The sequence below is a fragment of the Caulobacter sp. FWC2 genome (genome assembly GCF_002742625.1).
Lineage (GTDB): Bacteria > Pseudomonadota > Alphaproteobacteria > Caulobacterales > Caulobacteraceae > Caulobacter.
Map to the genome: position 1 here is coordinate 3,677,927 of NZ_PEBF01000001.1, position 17,786 is coordinate 3,695,712.

Here is a 17,786-nt window from a genome sequence, read left to right on the forward strand (position 1 = left end):
TTTGGACAGGGGCTTAGCGAGACACGGGGGGACGGCGCCCGCCGGACCGACCGCGCCCGCGGCCGTGCGCGCCAAGTCCGTCCGGGCCCCATCGCAGGCGTTCGTCCGCATAGCCATCCTGGCCGCCCTGCTGCTGCTGGCCGTCTACACCGCCTTCGGCGTCAAGCGCCTGCAGGAGGAAGCCTCGGCCCAGCCGGGCGGCGCGCCGCTGTCGGCCAAGGCCGGACTGATCGCCGGCCGCGTCGAAGCCAATCTAGCCGCCCAGCGCGCCGGTCTTTCGGCCGCCGCCGACATGCTTAAGCGCGATCCTGGCGCGACCATGGACGCCGCCGAGACCGCCCTGCGCGCGGCGGGCGGCGAGGCCGCGGCCGTCGCCGTGGTCAGCCCCGCAGGCGTCGTCTCCGTCGCGGGTCGCGATGACGGGGCCGACTGGAAAGCCGCCGCCCAGGCCGCCGCCGCCTCCGGCCGCACGACCTGGACGGGTTCGGTCAGCGACACCGGCCGGCTCTATGTCGCCACCACCGCTTCGCTGGACAAGGTCCGCGCCTTCGTGATCGCCAGCGGCGACGCCACGCGCCTGATCGACGAGCCCGAGAAGAACGACAGCGGAGCCCTCGCCTTGCCCAGCGGCGCGCTGATCGCCGCCCGAGGGCGCGCGGCCCAGGGCGCAGCCACCTTCCGCGAAGCCTTCGCCCTCGCGCCCGAAGACGTCACCGGCGGTCCCGTCGCCCTGCGCGGACAGGCCGTCGATGGCGCGACTCTCGACGTCGCCGTCCGCCCGGTGGCCGAGGGGGCGCTGCTGGTGATGGCCGCCACCCCGATCCACAGCGTCGCCAATATCGACCGCCAGGTCATGGAAGGCGCAATCAATCTGCTGGCCCCTCTGGCCGTCGGCATCGCCCTGGCGCTGCTGCTGATGATCCAAAGCCGCAAGGCCGAGCTGGCGCACCGAGAGTTCGTCGACAGCGAGCAACGCTTCCGCCTGGCGGTCGAGGCCGCCCGCTGCGGCATCTGGGAATGGGATCTCAACGCCGACCAGGTCTATCTCTCCGACGTCACCGGCGCGATGTTCGGCTGGGGCGGCGGCGGGGTCGTCTCGGGTCAAGACCTGCTGGAGCGGATCTCGATCGACCACCGCGAGCGCGTGCGCCAGGCCCTGGCCAACGCCGCCATGTACGGCGCCTTCGACGTCTCGTTCCGAGTGCCGGCCAACGAGCATGGCGCGCGCTCGCTATGGATCGACGCCCGCGGCCAGGGCTTCGGCAAACCTGGCGCGGACGGCTATGTCCGGATCATAGGCGTGGCCCTGGATGTCACCGAGGAGCGCCTGGCCCAGGCTCGCGCTCAGGCCGCCGAGAACCGCCTGCGCGACGCCATCGAGAGCGTGTCGGAAGCCTTCGTCCTCTGGGATCGCCAGGGCCGGCTGCTGATGTGCAACCGCAACTATCGCAGCGTCTTCTCGCTGGAGCCCAAGCTGCTCAAGCCCGGCGCCGCCCGCGCCGAGGTCAATCGCTTTGCCGCCCTCGCCATCAAGCACGACCACCCCGCGCCCGACGGGGCCAAGGGGGTGCGCGAGGCCGAGATGATGGACGGTCGCTGGATCCAGATCAGCGAACGCCGCACGGCCGAAGGCGGCCTCGTCATGACCGCCGCCGACATCACGGCCATCAAGACCCAGGAAGAAGCCCGCCGCCTCAATGAGGAGCAGCTGCAGAACGCCATCACCGGCCTGGAGCGCAGCCAGGAGCAGCTGGCCGAGCTGGCCCGCAAGTACGAGACCGAGAAGGTCAAGGCCGAGAGCGCCAACAAGGCCAAGAGCGAGTTCCTGGCCAATATGTCCCACGAGCTGCGGACGCCGTTGAACGCCATCAACGGCTTCTCCGAGATCATGATGAACGAGATGTTCGGGGCCTTGGGCGACGCGCGCTACAAGGGCTACAGCCAGGACATCCACTCGTCGGGCCAGCACCTGCTGGCGCTGATCAACGACATCCTCGACATGTCGAAGATCGAGGCGGGCAAGATGAACCTCAAGTTCGAGCGCATGCACCTTGAGGATGTCGCCGAGGACGCCGTGCGCCTGGTCCGCAACCGCGCCGAGGCCGCCGGCCTGAAGCTGAACGTCGACTTCCCGCACCTGCCCGAGATCGAGGCCGACTACCGTGCGGTCAAGCAGGTGCTGCTGAACCTGCTGTCGAACGCCATCAAGTTCACGCCGCGCGCCGGCAGCGTCACGATCAGCGCCGAGATCCGCCGCGATCCGTTCGGCGACAAGGTCAAGGTGTCGGTCACCGACACTGGCATCGGCATCGCCAAGGAAGACCTCGCGCGCCTGGCCAAGCCTTTCGAGCAGGTCGAGAGCCAGTTCTCCAAGACCACGCAGGGTACTGGCCTGGGCCTGGCCCTGACCAAGTCGCTGATCACCATGCACGACGGCCTACTGGAGATGCACTCCCAGCCCGGCGAAGGCACCACGGTCAGCTTTACGCTACCGATCCGCCAGAGCGAGCACAAAGCGTCCCGCGACTTCGTGGCGGCCTAGGCTTTAGGCGCTGAGTGATGTGCGCAGCGGTGGCCCTGGCCTCGTCAATCTCGGCGACGATCTGGACCGAGACCCGTCAATGATGCCAAATATTACTTTCGTTTCATAGACTTAATTCGAAGTCATGAAGCACTCGTAACGGGTGTTCGGCGAGGCCGGCGACTACACCCTCATTCAACGGATCGCCGCGGGCGACCACACGAATTGAGGGACAAGATCATGAGCAAGCTCGTCAACCGCATCGCCGCTATCGCCGCCCTGGCCCTGGCCGCTACCCCGATCATCGGCCTGACCGCCGCTCACGCCGCCGAGCCGGCCACGCCCATCGCCCGCGTCCGCGTCGGCGACCTGACGCTGTCGAACCCGGCCGACGCGCGCGAGTTCGCCCGCCGCGCCCATGCCGCCGGAACCCGCGCCTGCGACGCCAAGGGCTTCAGCGGCCTGTCGGCCAGGGCCTGCATGATGGACTTCCACCAGGACCTGCAGCACGCCCTGACCAAGCAACAGGCCGCCCAGCTACGGGTCGCCAAACGCGCCGGCGCCTGACGAGCCTCAAGTTCTAACCGCGACGCAGCCACGCCGCGACCGCCCACGAATGGGCGTCGTGGCGAAGGGCGACCACCGCGTCCTGTGGATCCAGCCAGACCAGCTTGTGGTCGTCCTCGACCTTCAGGCGCGGCTCTTCGCCGGTCACCTTGACCACGTAGACGCCGCCGAAGTTCCGCACCGGCTGGCCGTCGGACTTGAGGAACAGCTGCGAGACCGTCTCGACAAGCGCCCCGGCCTCGACCACCAGGCCAGTCTCCTCGCCGAACTCGCGGACTACCGCTTCCCGCTCGGTCTCGTCGCCGTCCACCGCCCCGCCCGGCAGGTCGAAGTACGGCGCCTTGCTGGGCTTGCTGACCTCCGCCAGCGCGATCTGGCCCAGGCTGTTCTCGGCGATGCCGAAGGCGGCGGCGCGGTCCTTGTAGGTCTTGCGCGCGACGGGCGCGCCGAAAGCCAGCATGCCTTAGTCCTTGCCGTAGAGGTCGTTCCACGGATCAGCCTTGCCGGACGCCACGTCCGCCACGCTGATCTCGGGACGGTAGCCGATCGTGCCGTTGGCGCTGGCGGTCCAGGCGTCGACCACCAGGTCGCGCAGGGCTGTGGCGCCGGCCGCGATGCGGGCCTGGACGAAGGTCTTGGCGCGCGGATCGGTCTCGACCATGCCGCCGGCCTTTTCCAGCTGATAGAGCGGCTCGGTCTGCTTCCAGGTGTCGGTCAGATAGCCGACCACGCGGGTCTCGATCGAGCAGTCGCAGGCCTTATAGGCCGGGACCAGCGCCTTGACCGAAGCCTCGTCGCCCAGCGTCTTGGCCAGCGGGCCTTCGAACTGGAAGTGGGTCGAGCGCGCGTTTGTGTAGCCGTTCGGGTTGGGATAGTCGCCCCAGCCATTATAGTGGACCGACAGGTGCAGCGGCTGGCTGCCGTCGCCCACATAGTGCGCCCAGACGCCCAGGTCGCGCAGCAGCAACGCCTCGCGACGAAGCAGGTCGGCCTTGTAGTAGGCCAGGCGGGTCTGATCCTTCTCGATCTTCAGCGCGGCGGTCAGCACGCGCCAATAGGTGAAGTCCTTCACCAGCTGCTGGTAGCCGTCGATGATCGCGTACGGCAGGTAACCGGCCTTCCAGCTGTCGACGCCGGCCGCCTGCAGGGCCTTTTCGTAGTCCGCGCGGGTTGGCGGCAGGGTCGCCACCGTGAACATCGGGCCGCCGTACATGCGGCCCTGGTCGTCGATGTCCAGGAAGTGCGCCGCGTCGCGGTCCGTGTCGTGGATCTTGCCGGAGCCCTTCCAGCGGTCCGGCTCGCGGGCGTACTCGCCGATCGCGGCGATGGCCGTCGGGGTGCGGAGGAAGGCCGGAACATCGGCCGGCAAGCTCTCGGCGCCGACGACGCCCACCACGCGGTGGCCCGACGAGCCCCAGGCCAAGGCCGAGGCGGCCGGCGCCGACAGGGCGGCGGCGAGGACGAGGACTTTCAGGCTGGACGACAGGCGCAAGGCAGGGGCTCCGAAGATCAGATAGGCCGGACGAGCCGGTGTAAGGCGCCGAGACGCTGTCGGCCAGTGTCGCGCGCTCCCAGACCAGAGACGCCCAGTGTTGCGGCCGTATTTCTGGCGAAAGCGGCGCTCCGGAACCGATTGGCGAGTCGCGAAGGACAGCCTGTTCAAGGCCGGGTTCCGCCTGTGAAGCTCGCAAAAGGTAAAAATCGACTCCTCCAAAGCCCCGTTTCAAGCGACTGAATCCACGTTGTTTTCTCGCCTTTCGGGCGAAAACGGCCTGGAGCGCGTCGACTCCCGGGGTTGTCACGGGTCCGTGATCGGAATATCCAAGCCGCCAACCGACAGACACGCCGATAAGAGGACCCCCTCGATGCGACGCAAGCTCGCCGGAATTTTGGCCACCGCGGTCATCTCCGCACTCGCCATTCCCGCCCTCGCCTATGCCGCCCCCGCGGACCCGGCGCCTGCCTCGACGCAGCGCGTCGATCCTCTGGGCGACCTGATCACCTCGGCCCTTAGCGGCGGCGCACTGCCCGGCTCGGTCGAGTTCACGATGAGGGCGACGATGTATCACGCCGGCGCCAAGGGCATCCGCGCGTTCGACTCCCTGGGCTGCAAGGTCGCGGCCATGCGCACTGTGGCGGTGGATCCCAAGGTGATCCCGCGTCGCACCGTGATCTTCATCAAGGAAACCGTCGGCCTGCCGATGCCCGATGGCGGCCGGCACGACGGATACTGGTACGCCTCCGATATCGGCGGTGCGATCAAGGGCCTGAAGCTGGACCTGTTCAGCGGCTTCGGCGCCAGCTCGATGAAGGCCCTGGGCGGTCTCGACCTCTCCAGCCTGTCGGTCAGCAAGGTCGGCGAATTCAAGGGCTGTCCGCCGCAATAGCGGCCTCCGCGCGCCGCGCGGACTAGAATTGTTCTCCGGACTCGGCTTGGATCCCCGCCTTCGTGGGGAGTTCGGGGAACATCATGCGCAATCTGTCCATCAGCGTCCTGGCCCTCGCGGCGGTGCTCGCGGCTGCTCCGGCCCACGCGGATGATCTCTCCCGCCTGAAGAAAAGGGCCGCGAAGGTCCAGATCATCCGCGACGACTGGGGCATCGCCCACATTCACGGCAAGACCGACGCCGACGCGGTGTTCGGCATGGCCTACGCTCAGGCCGAGGACGACTTCAACCGCGTCGAGACCAACTTCATCACCGCGCTTGGCCGCACCGCCGAAGCCGAGGGCGACAAAGCGATCTGGGCCGACCTGCGCCAGAAGCTATTCATCGATCCCGTCGTGCTGAAGGCCGACTACGCCAAGAGCCCCGCCTGGCTGAAGGCGCTGATGAACGCCTGGGCCGACGGCCTGAACTTCTACCTGGCGACCCATCCAGACGTGAAGCCGAAGGTCATCACCCACTTCGAGCCCTGGATGGCGCTCAGCTTCTCGGAAGGCAGCATCGGCGGCGACATCGAACGCGTGGCCCTGACCCAGCTGGAGGCCTTCTACGGCCAGCGCCAACTGGCCATGACCGCCGACGAGAAGGGCCTGCTGTTCAAAGAGCCGAAGGGCTCGAACGGCATCGCCATCGCCCCGTCCAACACCTTGGGCGGCCACGCCCTGCTGCTGATCAACCCGCACACCAGCTTCTTCTTCCGCTCGGAGATGCAGGTGGCCAGCGATGAAGGCCTCAACGCCTATGGCGCCACGACCTGGGGCCAGTTCTTCATCTATCAGGGCTTCAACGCCAAGGCCGGCTGGATGCACACCTCCAGCGGCGCCGACGTGGTCGACGAGTTCGCCGAAACCATCGTCGAGAAGGATGGAAAGCGCTTCTACAAGTACGGCTCTGAACTGCGCCCGCTGAAGAGCGAGATCATCGCCGTCCCCTACCGCGCCGCCGACGGGACGATGGCCGAGAAGAAGTTCACTGTCTTCAAGACCCACCACGGCCCGATCGTCCGCGAAGAAGCCGGCAAGTGGATCAGCATAGCCCTGATGAACAAGCCGATGGCGGCGCTGGAGCAGTCGTTCCTGCGCACCAAGGCCACGGACTACGCCAGCTTCATGAAGGTGGCCGAGCTTAAGGCCAATTCGTCGAACAACACCCTGTTCGCCGACAGTAGGGGCCAGATCGCCTATCTGCACCCGCAGTTCATCCCGGTGCGCGACGACCGCTTCGACTACACCAAGCCGGTCGACGGATCGGACCCTGCCACCGACTGGAAGGGCCTGACGCCGCTGGACAAGGCCCCGTACGTGCTGAACCCGAAGAACGGCTGGGTCTTCAACAGCAACAACTGGCCCTATGGCGCGGCGGGCGAGTACAGCCCGAAGAAGGCCGATTTCCCGAAGTACATGGACCAGGCCGGCGAGAACCCGCGCGGGCTCCATGCGCCGCTGGTGCTGAAGGACCGCAAGGACTTCACGCTGGGCGGCCTGATCACCGCCGCCTATGACCCTTATCTGACCGCCTTCGCGCGGCTGGTCCCGACGCTGGTCGCGGCCTACGACGCAGCCCCCGATCCCAAGGTCGCCGAGCAGGTCGCCGCCCTGAAGGCCTGGGACTGCAAGTGGTCGGCGCGCTCGACGGAGACATCGCTGGCCGTGTTCTGGGGCGAGGCGATGTGGGCCAAGGCCGCGCCGGCCGCCAAGGCGTCGGGCATGAACGTCTATGACTACATGGCCGACAAGCTCTCGCCCGCCGACAAGCTGGCGGCCCTGGCCGAAGCCTCCGACCGCCTGACCGCCGACTTCGGATCGTGGAAGACGCCTTGGGGCGAGATCAACCGTTTCCAGCGCAACGACGGCGCGATCGTCCAGGCCTTCGATGACAGCAAGCCCAGCATCCCGGTAGCCTTCACCTCGGCCCAGTGGGGCTCGCTGGCCTCATTCGGGGCCAAGCGCTGGCCGGGGACGAAGAAATACTACGGCACGCTGGGCAACAGCTTCGTGGCGGTCGTCGAGTTCGGCGACAAGGTCCGGGCCCGCGCCGTCTCGGCCGGCGGCGAAAGCGGCGACCCCGCCTCCCCGCACTTCAACGACCAGGCCCTGCGCTACAGCCTGGGCAACCTGCGGGATGTGTATTTCTATCCGGAGGACGTGAAGGCCCACGCGGTGAAGACGTACAGGCCTGGGGAGTAGCTAGATATCCCCGCCCACGTTCGGCGCCGCGCCGGGCGCGCGGGCGACGTGGATGCCGCACTCGGTCTTTTCCTGGCCGGCCCAGCGTCCCGAGCGGCCGTCTTCCGACGGCTGGGTGCAGGGCCAGCAGCCGATCGAGGCGTAGCCCTGGGCGACCAGAGGGTGGGACGGCAGGTCGTGCTCGGCGACATAGGCCTCGAGCTCAGCCTTGCCCCAGTTGGCCAGGGGATTGAACTTCAGCTTGCCGTCGGCCGCCTCGACCACCGGCAGGCTCAGGCGGTCGCCGCCGTGGAAGCGCTTGCGGCCGGTGATCCAGCCGTCGAAGCCGCTTAAGGCGCGGTCCAGCGGCAGCACCTTGCGGATGTGGCAGCAGCCGTCGATGTCGGTGCGCCACAGGTCCGACTTCGGGTCCTGGGTGGCGATGTCCGCGAAGGCCGGGCGCAGGTCGCGCACGTCGGTCAGGGCGAAGCGTGAGGCCAGGTTCTTGCGGTAGTCCAGGGTCTGGCCGAACAGCATGCCGGTGTCGAGAAACAGCACCGGGATGGTCGGCGACACCTGCGAGACCAGGTGCAGCAGCACGGACGACTCGGCGCCGAACGACGAGACCAGGGCCAGACGTTTTCCGAGGTGCTGGTAGGCGGCGCGCAGGATCGTCAGCGGATGGGCGTCACGCAGCTTGGCGTCCAGCCGGGCGGCGAGGCCCGCGGCGCTCCCCCCGATCTGGTCGTAAGCCATCAGGAGGTCCTTTCCTCGAACGCGACCGGTTTGTCGTCGACGGCGCGCTGATAGACGTGACGGAAGCGGTTGGCCGCCTTGGTCCAGGCGTCCGGCGTCGCGCCATCGGAAGGTTCGAAGGCGTCGAAGCCGCAGCGGACCATGAAGCCGGCCTGCTCCTGCAGCACGTCGCCCACGGCGCGGATCTGGCCCTCGTACTTGAAGCGCTCGCGCAGCAAGCGGGCCGAGGTGTAGGCGCGGCCGTCGCGGAACTTCGGGAAGGCCAGCGCGACCACCGCGATGCGCGGCAGGTCGTAGGCCAGCACCTCGATCTCCTCGTTCGACTCGACCCGCACGCCCACGCGGCGGCTGTTCGAGGACAGCAGGGCGTCGCCCTCGGCCTCGAAGCGGGCCAGGGACAGGATCACGTCGCCGGTTTCCGGGATGGCGTCCTCGTCGGTGACGTTGACGAAGGCGTCGTCGGCCCAGCGGGCCTGGCCGTCAGCCAGCTCAATCAGCCTGGGCATAGACCGCCTCCTTGAAGGGCTCGAGGCCGACGCGGCGATAGGTGTCGAGGAAGCGCTCGCCGTCGGCGCGGGTGTTCAGATAGGCCCCGACCAACTGGTCGACGGCGGTGGCGACCCGGTCGGCCGGCAGCGCCGGGCCGAGGATCTTGCCGATCGAGGCGTCTTCCGCGCCCGAACCGCCCAGCGACAGCTGGTAGAATTCCTCGCCCTTCTTATCGACGCCCAGGATGCCGATGTGGGCCACATGGTGGTGGCCGCAGGCGTTGATGCAGCCGCTGATCTTGATCTTCAGCTCGCCGACGTTCTCGGCGCGATCGGGATCGGCGAACTGACGGGCGATGTCCTGGGCGATGGGGATCGCGCGGGCGTTGGCCAAGGCGCAGTAGTCCAGGCCCGGGCAAGCGATGATGTCGCTGATCAGGTCGATGTTGGCGGTGGCCAGACCAGCGGCCTGCAGCGTGGCGAATACGGTCGGCAGGTCGTCCAGCTTGATGTGCGGCAGGACGAGGTTCTGCACGTGGGTCACGCGCAGGTCATTGAAACCGTAGCGCTCGGCCAGATCCGCGACGACCTCCAGCTGATGGGCCGAGGCGTCGCCCGGCGTCTGGTCGGCGGCCTTCAGCGAGACCTCGACGATCGCATATCCCGGCTGCTTGTGCGCCTTGACGTTATTGCGCACGAAGCGGGCGAAGGCGCTGTCATTGGCCTTGGCGACCTCGAAGGCCTCCGAGCGGGCCGGCAGCGCCTCGAAAGGGGTCGAGGCGAAGGCGGCGCGGATACGCGCGTACTCGGCGGCCGGCAGGTCGGCGCGCGCGGCGTCGATCTTGGCCCACTCTTCTTCCACCTGGCGACCGAACTCTTCGGCGCCCAGAGCGGCGACCAGGATCTTGATGCGGGCCTTGTAGATATTGTCGCGGCGGCCGTGGCGGTTGTAGACGCGCAGCACGGCTTCCAGATAGCTCAGCAGACGGTCGGTCGGCAGGAACTGCTTGATGGTCGGGCCGACATAGGGCGTGCGCCCCTGGCCGCCGCCGACGATCACCTCGAAGCCCAGCTGGCCGTCGCGGCCCTGGCGCATCAGCAGCCCGATGTCATGCACCTTGGCCGCCGTGCGGTCCTTGGCCGAGGCAGTGATGGCGATCTTGAACTTGCGCGGCAGGTACGAGAATTCCGGGTGCAGGGTCGACCACTGGCGGATCACCTCGGCCCAGACGCGCGGATCGTCGACCTCCTCCGCCGTCGCGCCGGCATAGGGGTCGGAGGTCGTGTTGCGGATGCAGTTGCCGCTGGTCTGGATGGCGTGCAGGTCGACCTCGGCCAGCTTGTCGAGGATCTCCGGCGCGTCCTTCAGCTTGATCCAGTTGAACTGGATATTCTGGCGCGTGGTGAAGTGGCCGTAACCCTTGTCGTAGTCGCGAGCGATCTCGGCCAGACGTCGCGCCTGGGCCGCGTTCAGCGAACCGTAGGGGATGGCGACCCGCAGCATGTAGGCGTGGAGCTGCAGATAGAGGCCGTTCATCAGCCGCAGCGGCTTGAACTGGTCCTCGGTCAGCTCGCCGGCCAGGCGGCGGGCGACCTGGCCCCGGAACTCGGCCGAGCGGTCGGCCAGGAATTCCTTGTCGATGAGGTCGTACTGATACATGCCCTACTTCCTGCGGATCAGGTCGACGCGGCCGGTCGAGCGCGCCGCGCCCGAGGCGTGGCGCAGGGCCTCAATGACGTCGCCGCCCTCGGCCTGCTTGCCGTGCGTGGGTTCGTTGGTGGGGCCCAGGGCCCGGATACGTTCGCGGTAACTGACGGGCGCCCAGTGGCCCTCCGACGGCGTCAGGTCGATCGGATAGACGTCCACGACCACGGTCGGCTGGCCTTTGCCCGTGGCGATGGCGGCCTCCAGGTCGGCCTCGGCGGTCTCGTCGAACAGCTGGGCGTCCCCGAAGCGCTCGACCCATTGGCCGGCCTTCCAGAACACGACATCCCCGTCCAGCAGGCGGTTGGCGGTGATAGCTTTCATCAGCGCGAGCTCCGCTCGAACGACAGGGTTTCAGAGACTTCGGGCGCGGCGGTGACCGTATCGGCCATGCCCATCGCTTCGCCGACCATCAGCAGCGCAGGGCCCTTCACGCCCTGCGCTGCTTGGGCCAGGCCCGCCAGAGTGGTCAGCACGCGGCGCTCGTCGGCGCGGCTGGCGTTTTCGACGATCAGGGCCGGGGTCGAAGCCGCGCGGCCTGCGGCGATCAGGCGCTCGGCGATCAGGCCAGCGGTCGAGACGCCCATATAGACGACGACGGTCTGGTTCGGCCGGGCCAGCGAGGCCCAGTCCAGATCCGGATCACCGTGAGCCGCGTGGCCGGTGACGAAGGTGACGGCCTGGGCCATGCCGCGATGGGTGAGCGGCGCGCCGGCGCCGGCGCTGGCGGCCAGGGCGGCGGTGACGCCGGGCACCACATGGCACTCTACGCCGGCCTCGCGGCAGGCCAGCAGTTCCTCGCCGCCACGGCCGAACAGGAACGGGTCGCCGCCCTTCAGGCGCACAACGTTCAGGCCGTCCAGAGCCAGACCCACGATCAGCTGGTTGATGTCGTCCTGCGGCAGGGTATGGCGCGACTTGCGCTTGGCCACATTTATCCGGCGGGCCCGACGCGGCGCCAGGTCCAGAATCTCGTCGGAGACCAGGCCGTCATGCACCACCACGTCGGCGGCGCGCAGGGCGTTGAAGGCGCGGAAGGTCAGGAGGTCCGGATCGCCTGGACCGGCGCCGACAAGCCACACCGCGCCGAGCGCCCGGTTGGCCCGCGTCCCGCCGACCACCACCAGGCCTGGCTTGCTGTTTCCGACCGGCGGGCGGGCCATGCGGTTTAGAACCTCTATCAACGCGCTTGGAATAAAACGTTAGAAAGCAAGGCGGGGTCGCCCCTAGAGACGACCCCGCTGATGCACGCTGACGAAAAGGGCCAATCCGGCAGCGAACGCTTGCAAACTCGTCGCGAAGGGCTCAATTCGCAAACAAGGACTTCTGCCGGGGCGTTCAGTAAAACTATGGAAAGACCCAACGAGCGCCGACGCCTGCCGCCGCTGAATGCGTTGCGCGCCTTCGAGGCCGCCGCTCGCCACCTGAATTTCAGCCGCGCCGCCGACGAGCTGTCGGTGACCCCCGGCGCCGTCAGCCAGCAGATCCAGAATCTGGAGGACTATGTCGGCGCGGCGCTGTTCAAGCGCACGCCCAAGGGCCTGTTGCTGACCGACGCGGCCCAGACCGCCCTGCCCGCCCTGCGCGAGGCCTTCGACCGCCTGGCCGAGGCCGCGTCCCTATTGACCGCCGCCGTCGACGGTCGCCGTCTGACCCTGACCGCGGCGCCCTCGTTCGCCGCCAAGTGGCTGGTCCCACGCCTGGGCAAGTTCGAGCAGGCCCATCCGCAGGTCGATGTGTGGCTGTCGGCCGGCATGGAGGTCGTGGACTTCGCCACCGGCGAGGTCGACATGGCCATCCGCTATGGCTCGGGCCGCTATCCGGGGCTGGAAGTCATCCGCCTGATGCACGAGACCGTGGTGCCCGTCGCCAGCCCCGAACTGCTGGAGACCAACGCCCTGGAGCGTCCTGAGGATCTGGCCCACCACATCCTGCTGCACGACGGCTCGCCCGACGCCGACGACAGCTGCCCCGACTGGGCGATGTGGCTGGCGGCGCGGGGGATCAAGGGCGTCGACGGCGCGCGCGGGCCGCGCTTCAACCAGTCCAGCATGGTCATCGAGGCGGCCGCCAACGGTCGCGGCGTGGCGCTGGCCAAGCGCACCCTGGCCCAGGCCGACCTCGACTCGGGGCGCCTGGTCATCCCGTTCGAGGCCTCCACGGCGGTCGACTTCGCCTATTACGTCGTCCACCCCAAGGCCAAGGGCCGCCTGCCGCAGGTGAAGGCCTTCGTGACCTGGCTCAAGACCGAGGCCGAGGCGCATGAGGCGGCGCTCCAGACCATGGACAACGGCTCAGGGATCTAGAGGCTCAGGCATTTGAGCCCTTACGGCTCTGGTTTTGCGGCGCGGAAACCGCTTAAAGGAGCCCATGAAAATCACGACTCTAACCGTCGACGAGCACCTCGCTCCCGCCGAGTGCCAGACCATGGCCGACGTGCGCCAGGGCGTGGACGCCTTGGACCGGGCCCTGGTCCAACTGCTGACCGAGCGCCAGGGCTTCATGGGCGCCGCGGCCCGCATCAAGGCCGACCGTACCAAGGTCTTCGACCGCGCGCGGATCGAAGACGTGGTGGAAAAGGTCAAGGCCGCCGCCCGCGAAACCGGCCTGTCGGAAGCCATCGCCGAACCGGTCTGGCGCACGCTGATCGACCGCTGCATCGCTTACGAATACGACAGCTGGGACAAGACCAAGGGCTGATGAAAAGCGCCCTCTCGCGAGGGCGCTTCCAAGCCTAGTTCCCGTCGATCAGATTACCGAACTGCCCGAGGATGCTGCCCTCCCCGCGATTGCCGCCCTGGCCTTGCGCGGCCTGCAGCATGCGGCCGGCCAGACGCGCGAACGGCAACGACTGGATCCAGACCTTCCCCGGGCCGCGCAGACGGGCGAAGAACAGGCCTTCGCCGCCGAACAGCACGCTCTTCACGCCGCCGGCCATCACCAGGTCGAAGTCGACGCCCGGCGTGTAGGCCGCCAGACAGCCAGTATCGACGTGCAGTTCCTCGCCGGGAGCAAGCTCGCGCTCGACCAGCGTGCCGCCCATCTGGACGAACACCCAGCCGTCGCCTTCCAGGCGCTGCATGATGAAGCCCTCGCCGCCGAACAGGCCGGTCATCACCCGCTTCTGGAAGTGGATGCCGATCGACACCCCGCGCGCGGCGGCCAGGAAGCTGTCCTTCTGACAGATCAGGGTCCCGCCCAGCTGACCCAGGTTCAGCGGCAGGATGGTGCCCGGCGTCGGCGAGGCGAAGGCGACGCGAGCCTTGCCCGAGCCCCGGTGGGTGAAGACGGTGGTGAACAGGCTTTCACCGGTGACCAGGCGCTTACCCGCGCCCAGCAGCTTGCCCATGAAGCCGCCGCCCTGATCGGCTGAGCCGTCGCCAAACACGGTGGTCATCTGAACGCTGGCGTCCTTCCAGACGAAGGCGCCGGCCTCGGCCACGGCGCTCTCGCCCGGATCCAGTTCGATCTCGACGAACTGCAGGTCCTCGCCCTTGATCTCGAAGTCGATATCGTCGGCGACGCTGGCGCTGCGGGTGTGGCTCCAGGGGCTCGGGGGCATGGAAAAGGCTCCTCATCTTGCGGAACATCGTTCTAGCCAGCCGCGGGCCGCCACGCCAATGAAGCATCCTTCATGTGCATCCGGCCTCTGGCGGAGCGGCCATAGGGAGCGTTGCCACTTGGCCGCACCTGGATACCAACATCGACGTTCGGTCATGTCGGTGGACCACGCTGGCCTTACCATTCATCAGATAATTGGCGACCATCGCCTCCCAGAACGTCAGTAGGACGGTCGCCAATTGCGGAATTTTCTCCAGATATTCAGCACCTAGAGTCATCCTCGGGCAATCGCGCCCCGCTCGCGGTGGAGACGCCCCGGGCCTTCAGGGCTGGCCTGACCAAGTGGTTACCACCCCCGACTAACTGGCATTACCAATTATTGACAACGTTCCCAACTGGTCGGATAAGTCAGTTAAGGGCGCCAAGTCAGTGCGCCGGGGGAGGCCATTTCATGAATCATGCTCGCAACACGTTCGTTCTTCGCGCCGCGCTGATGGCGTCGTGCGCCGCCCTGGCGGTTGGCTCGACCGCCCAAGCCCAGCAATCCGCCGGCGAGAAGAAGCCCGAGGCCGACACCGTTGAAGCCGTCGTCGTCACGGGTTTCCGCCAGGCCTACGCCAACGCCATCTCGACCAAGCGCGAGACCCTGGAAATCTCGGACGGCATCTCGTCGGACGGCCTGGGCCGCTTTCCTGACCTGAACGTCGGCGAGGCCATCCAGCGCATCCCGGGCGTTCAGATCAACCGCGAGGCCGACAGCCGCAACGCCACCATCAGCCTGCGCGGCCTGCCCGGCACCTTCGCCCGCACGACCCTGAACGGCGGCGCGTTCGCCGATCCGATCCTGAACGGCTCGACCCCGCTGGGCGCCTTCAACTCGGACATCTTCACCGCCATCAACGTCATCAAGTCACCGTCGGCGTCCAACCTGGCCGGCGGCCTGTCGGGCAATATCGACCTGCGCATCAATCCGGCGCTGGCGCGCAAGGACGGCGGCTTCGCCAAGCTGTCCTACGAGTATAATGACCTCGGCAACCTGGGCAGCCCGCTGGCCTCGCTGGGCTACAACAAGCATCTCTCGGACGATTTCGCCGTGTTCGGCGTCGTGGCCTGGAAGGACGAGAAGTTCCGCCGCGACTCGATCACGGTGAACTCCTGGGGCAACAAGCTGGGCGCGATCCAGGTCGGCAACCAGGCCGCCGCAGGGTCGAACCCGGTCTATGACGCCCTGATCGCCGCCAATCCGGGCGGCGTCTACTATCCCAGCCAGACCCGCCAGCTGGTGAAATTCAACAAGGGCACGACCCTGTCGTCGGCTGGCGGCTTCGAATGGCGCATCAACGACGAATGGAAGTTCGGGGCCAACGCCTTCATCACCAAGCGCAAGCTGGATGAGGGCACCAACAACCTGCTCTATATCGACGCGGGTCCGGGCAACGGCACCAATACCGCGCTGGGCGCGACCTCGGCCGTGGCCAAGATCACCGAGATCGGCACGCCCTATATCGTCAAGACGCCGAACGGCGACCGCGCCTACATCAACAAGTTCAAGGCCGAGAACATCAACACGTTCGACTCGGTCCGTTCCGAGCCGGCTGAAAACCGCACCTGGGCCTTCAACCCGACCCTGGAGTTCAAGAACGACCAGTGGAAGGCCACGGCCAACCTGACCGTGTCGAAGGCCAAGGCCCTGGCCAACCAGATCGAGCTGGACGTCGTCCAGAACCCCTATCGCAACCTGGGTTCGGCGGGCCTGAACGGCATCGTCACCACGGTTAACCTGGGTGGCTCTGACCTGTCGAATTACGCCGCGACCCTGGTCACGCCGCACGCCACCCACCTGCCGACGGGCGGTTTCCTGATCCCGTCCACCCCGGCCGCCGCGACCCAGGCCGGCGCCCAGATGCCGGGCCAGGCCGCCACTGTGGCCGGCGACAAGTTCGGCGTCACCGGCACCAACGGCCAGGCCGACAACGTGCTGAACGCGGCCCAGCTGGACTTCGACCGCTCGCTGGACAGCTCGTTCTTCACGAACCTGCAGTTCGGCGGTCGCGCCGAGCACAACAAGTTCACCTCGGCCGGCTCGCGCAACACCGCCTTGGGCGCCCTGACCCAGAACATCACGCCGGACATGGCCGGCCAGCTGTCGTACGCGCGTGACTTCTTCGGCGGCAAGGCCGAGGGCGCGACGACCAACTGGATGAACGTCGACGTTAACAAGGTCCTGTCGGTGATCACCCCGGTCAACACCGCGCCGCGCACGACGGCCAACCCGAACGGCCTGCCCGACCAGTTCGCCCTGGGCGCTCCAGGCGTGTTCCTGACGCCCTACGGCGTGGTCAACAACTACACCGACGGCAACTACTGGAATAACAACTTCAGCAACCAGAACGACGTCTTCTCGGCGTACGCGACGGCCAAGTTCAAGACCGAGCTGTTCAGCGTCCCGGTCCGCGGCACGGTCGGCATGCGCTACGAATATACCGAGCAGGAAATCGTCGCCCTGAACTGCAAGAACTGCGCGACCGGCCCGGCGTCCCTACCCGGCGCAATCAACCACTCGCTGTCGACCCAGACGACCAAGAACAACTACGACTACTGGCTGCCCTCGGCGATCCTGGTCGCCGACCTGCGAGACGACCTGATCTTCCGCGCCGCCGCCTACCGCACCTATGTCCGTCCGCAACCGCGCGACAACGTGCCGACCACCTTCCTGCAGGCGCCGGTCGATCCGAACATCGACCCGATCTACACCGTCACGCTGGGCGCCACGGACATCAAGCCCTACACCTCCGACTCGTATGACGCGTCGCTGGAATGGTACAATCGTCCGGGCGGCCTGATCTCGGTCGCGGCCTACCGCAAGGAGATCAAGGGCTATATCGGTCCGATCACCGATCAGTCGGTCCTCTGCCCGGCCAACGGCTTCCCCGGCCTGGACGTCAACCTGGGCACCCTAACGATCGACCGCTCGGCCGGCACACCCAAGTGCCTGAGCTCGAACGTCTTCGTGATCAACGGCGTGTCGAAGCAGGCTCAGGTCAATGTCAGCGGCAAGACCAACCAGTCGCCGATGACAGTCACTGGCTTCGAGTTCAACATCCAGCAGAACCTCGACTTCCTGCCGGGCTTCTGGAAGAACTTCGGTGGCGCGTTCAACTACTCGTATACGAAGATCGACGGCAAGGACACGGCCGGCAACAAGATCACCCTGCCCAGCGTGTCGAAAAACAACCTGAACCTGATCGGGTACTACGAGTCGACCAAGTTCGGCATCCGCGTGGTCTACAACTGGCGTGACAAGTACGACCTGGCCGCCGGCAACTCGTTCGTCGGCGACGCCCGCACCGTCAAGGCGCGCAGCCAGTTGGACGCCTCGGCCTCGTACAACCTGACCGAGGACCTGACGATCTCAGTCGACGCCTTCAACCTGACCGACGCGACCCGTTCGGAATATGAGAACGACCCGATGCTGCCGCGCCGCATCGACTACGACGGCCGCACCTATCAGGTGACTATGCGCGCCAAGTTCTAGGGCGTCGAGAACCACCCTCTCCCTGCCGGGGCCGGAGCATCGCT

General features: G+C 67.2%; 15 protein-coding genes. 7 read left to right on the plus strand and 8 right to left on the minus strand.

Translation table 11 applies throughout. The features are described 5' to 3' along the window. Position 1 precedes the first annotated feature (1 nt). Both CSW62_RS17655 and CSW62_RS17660 read left to right on the plus strand, forming a co-directional pair. Positions 2-2,542, plus strand: a complete 2,541-nt coding sequence (locus CSW62_RS17655) for a PAS domain-containing sensor histidine kinase (protein WP_099580024.1) — start codon at positions 2-4, stop codon at positions 2,540-2,542. A gap of 219 nt (positions 2,543-2,761) precedes the next feature. Continuing rightward, the gene (locus CSW62_RS17660; RefSeq protein WP_099580026.1) at positions 2,762-3,088 is read left to right on the plus strand and encodes a UrcA family protein; all 327 of its coding nucleotides are present in this window, start codon (positions 2,762-2,764) and stop codon (positions 3,086-3,088) included. Between the two features lie 13 nt (positions 3,089-3,101). Here the strand turns inward: CSW62_RS17660 and CSW62_RS17665 are convergent, their stop codons facing one another. Together CSW62_RS17665 and CSW62_RS17670 are read right to left on the minus strand one after the other, a co-directional pair. Then, complete coding sequence (locus tag CSW62_RS17665; RefSeq protein ID WP_099580028.1) at positions 3,102-3,548, minus strand: NUDIX domain-containing protein; 447 nt, start codon at positions 3,546-3,548, stop codon at positions 3,102-3,104. Between the two features lie 3 nt (positions 3,549-3,551). After that, positions 3,552-4,580, minus strand: a complete 1,029-nt coding sequence (locus CSW62_RS17670; RefSeq protein ID WP_099580031.1) for a S1/P1 Nuclease — start codon at positions 4,578-4,580, stop codon at positions 3,552-3,554. A gap of 373 nt (positions 4,581-4,953) precedes the next feature. Between CSW62_RS17670 and CSW62_RS17675 the strand changes: the two genes are divergently transcribed. Both CSW62_RS17675 and CSW62_RS17680 read left to right on the plus strand, forming a co-directional pair. Continuing rightward, positions 4,954-5,475 (plus strand): 3D domain-containing protein, encoded by a 522-nt coding sequence (locus CSW62_RS17675; protein WP_099580033.1) that lies wholly within the window; start codon positions 4,954-4,956, stop codon positions 5,473-5,475. An 83-nt stretch (positions 5,476-5,558) separates the two neighbouring features. Then, on the plus strand, positions 5,559-7,718 hold the full coding sequence (locus CSW62_RS17680) for an acylase (protein WP_099580035.1): 2,160 nt from the start codon (positions 5,559-5,561) through the stop codon (positions 7,716-7,718). Here CSW62_RS17680 and CSW62_RS17685 read toward each other — a convergent pair whose 3' ends face one another. The 5 genes from CSW62_RS17685 to cobA are packed head-to-tail and all read right to left on the minus strand — an operon-like array spanning position 7,719 to position 11,809. Then, positions 7,719-8,453 carry a phosphoadenylyl-sulfate reductase gene (locus tag CSW62_RS17685; protein WP_099580037.1) on the minus strand — a complete coding sequence of 245 codons (735 nt, stop codon included), beginning with the start codon at positions 8,451-8,453 and terminating at the stop codon, positions 7,719-7,721. Continuing rightward, complete coding sequence (locus tag CSW62_RS17690; protein WP_099580039.1) at positions 8,453-8,959, minus strand: DUF934 domain-containing protein; 507 nt, start codon at positions 8,957-8,959, stop codon at positions 8,453-8,455. Before CSW62_RS17690 ends, CSW62_RS17685 begins: the two co-directional genes overlap by 1 nt. Further along, positions 8,943-10,601, minus strand: a complete 1,659-nt coding sequence (locus CSW62_RS17695; protein ID WP_099580041.1) for a nitrite/sulfite reductase — start codon at positions 10,599-10,601, stop codon at positions 8,943-8,945. Before CSW62_RS17695 ends, CSW62_RS17690 begins: the two co-directional genes overlap by 17 nt. 3 nt (positions 10,602-10,604) lie before the next feature. Then, the gene (locus CSW62_RS17700) at positions 10,605-10,970 is read right to left on the minus strand and encodes a DUF2849 domain-containing protein (RefSeq protein WP_099580043.1); all 366 of its coding nucleotides are present in this window, start codon (positions 10,968-10,970) and stop codon (positions 10,605-10,607) included. Continuing rightward, positions 10,970-11,809 (minus strand): uroporphyrinogen-III C-methyltransferase, encoded by an 840-nt coding sequence (gene cobA, locus CSW62_RS17705; RefSeq protein ID WP_099580045.1) that lies wholly within the window; start codon positions 11,807-11,809, stop codon positions 10,970-10,972. Before cobA ends, CSW62_RS17700 begins: the two co-directional genes overlap by 1 nt. A gap of 186 nt (positions 11,810-11,995) precedes the next feature. Here cobA and gcvA point away from each other — a divergent pair, with 186 nt between their 5' ends. Both gcvA and CSW62_RS17715 read left to right on the plus strand, forming a co-directional pair. After that, the gene (gene gcvA, locus CSW62_RS17710) at positions 11,996-12,952 is read left to right on the plus strand and encodes a transcriptional regulator GcvA (RefSeq protein ID WP_099580047.1); all 957 of its coding nucleotides are present in this window, start codon (positions 11,996-11,998) and stop codon (positions 12,950-12,952) included. A gap of 64 nt (positions 12,953-13,016) precedes the next feature. Then, positions 13,017-13,346, plus strand: a complete 330-nt coding sequence (locus tag CSW62_RS17715) for a chorismate mutase (RefSeq protein WP_099580049.1) — start codon at positions 13,017-13,019, stop codon at positions 13,344-13,346. A 34-nt stretch (positions 13,347-13,380) separates the two neighbouring features. Here CSW62_RS17715 and CSW62_RS17720 read toward each other — a convergent pair whose 3' ends face one another. Beyond that, positions 13,381-14,208 carry a TIGR00266 family protein gene (locus CSW62_RS17720; protein WP_099580051.1) on the minus strand — a complete coding sequence of 276 codons (828 nt, stop codon included), beginning with the start codon at positions 14,206-14,208 and terminating at the stop codon, positions 13,381-13,383. Between the two features lie 450 nt (positions 14,209-14,658). Between CSW62_RS17720 and CSW62_RS17725 the strand changes: the two genes are divergently transcribed. After that, positions 14,659-17,742 carry a TonB-dependent receptor gene (locus CSW62_RS17725; RefSeq protein WP_099580053.1) on the plus strand — a complete coding sequence of 1,028 codons (3,084 nt, stop codon included), beginning with the start codon at positions 14,659-14,661 and terminating at the stop codon, positions 17,740-17,742. The last annotated feature ends 44 nt before the right edge of the window (positions 17,743-17,786 follow it).

What these genes read in the sequence shown, in the direction of transcription:
- CSW62_RS17725 (WP_099580053.1), top strand. Translation starts at nt 14,659, where the DNA reads ATGAATCATGCTCGCAACACGTTCGTTCTTCGCGCCGCGCTGATGGCG.
- CSW62_RS17660 (WP_099580026.1), top strand. Translation starts at nt 2,762, where the DNA reads ATGAGCAAGCTCGTCAACCGCATCGCCGCTATCGCCGCCCTGGCCCTG.
- CSW62_RS17720 (WP_099580051.1), bottom strand. Translation starts at nt 14,208, where the DNA reads ATGCCCCCGAGCCCCTGGAGCCACACCCGCAGCGCCAGCGTCGCCGAC.
- CSW62_RS17690 (WP_099580039.1), bottom strand. Translation starts at nt 8,959, where the DNA reads ATGCCCAGGCTGATTGAGCTGGCTGACGGCCAGGCCCGCTGGGCCGAC.
- CSW62_RS17685 (WP_099580037.1), bottom strand. Translation starts at nt 8,453, where the DNA reads ATGGCTTACGACCAGATCGGGGGGAGCGCCGCGGGCCTCGCCGCCCGG.
- CSW62_RS17675 (WP_099580033.1), top strand. Translation starts at nt 4,954, where the DNA reads ATGCGACGCAAGCTCGCCGGAATTTTGGCCACCGCGGTCATCTCCGCA.
- gcvA (WP_099580047.1), top strand. Translation starts at nt 11,996, where the DNA reads ATGGAAAGACCCAACGAGCGCCGACGCCTGCCGCCGCTGAATGCGTTG.
- CSW62_RS17665 (WP_099580028.1), bottom strand. Translation starts at nt 3,548, where the DNA reads ATGCTGGCTTTCGGCGCGCCCGTCGCGCGCAAGACCTACAAGGACCGC.
- CSW62_RS17700 (WP_099580043.1), bottom strand. Translation starts at nt 10,970, where the DNA reads ATGAAAGCTATCACCGCCAACCGCCTGCTGGACGGGGATGTCGTGTTC.
- CSW62_RS17680 (WP_099580035.1), top strand. Translation starts at nt 5,559, where the DNA reads ATGCGCAATCTGTCCATCAGCGTCCTGGCCCTCGCGGCGGTGCTCGCG.
- CSW62_RS17715 (WP_099580049.1), top strand. Translation starts at nt 13,017, where the DNA reads ATGAAAATCACGACTCTAACCGTCGACGAGCACCTCGCTCCCGCCGAG.
- cobA (WP_099580045.1), bottom strand. Translation starts at nt 11,809, where the DNA reads ATGGCCCGCCCGCCGGTCGGAAACAGCAAGCCAGGCCTGGTGGTGGTC.
- CSW62_RS17695 (WP_099580041.1), bottom strand. Translation starts at nt 10,601, where the DNA reads ATGTATCAGTACGACCTCATCGACAAGGAATTCCTGGCCGACCGCTCG.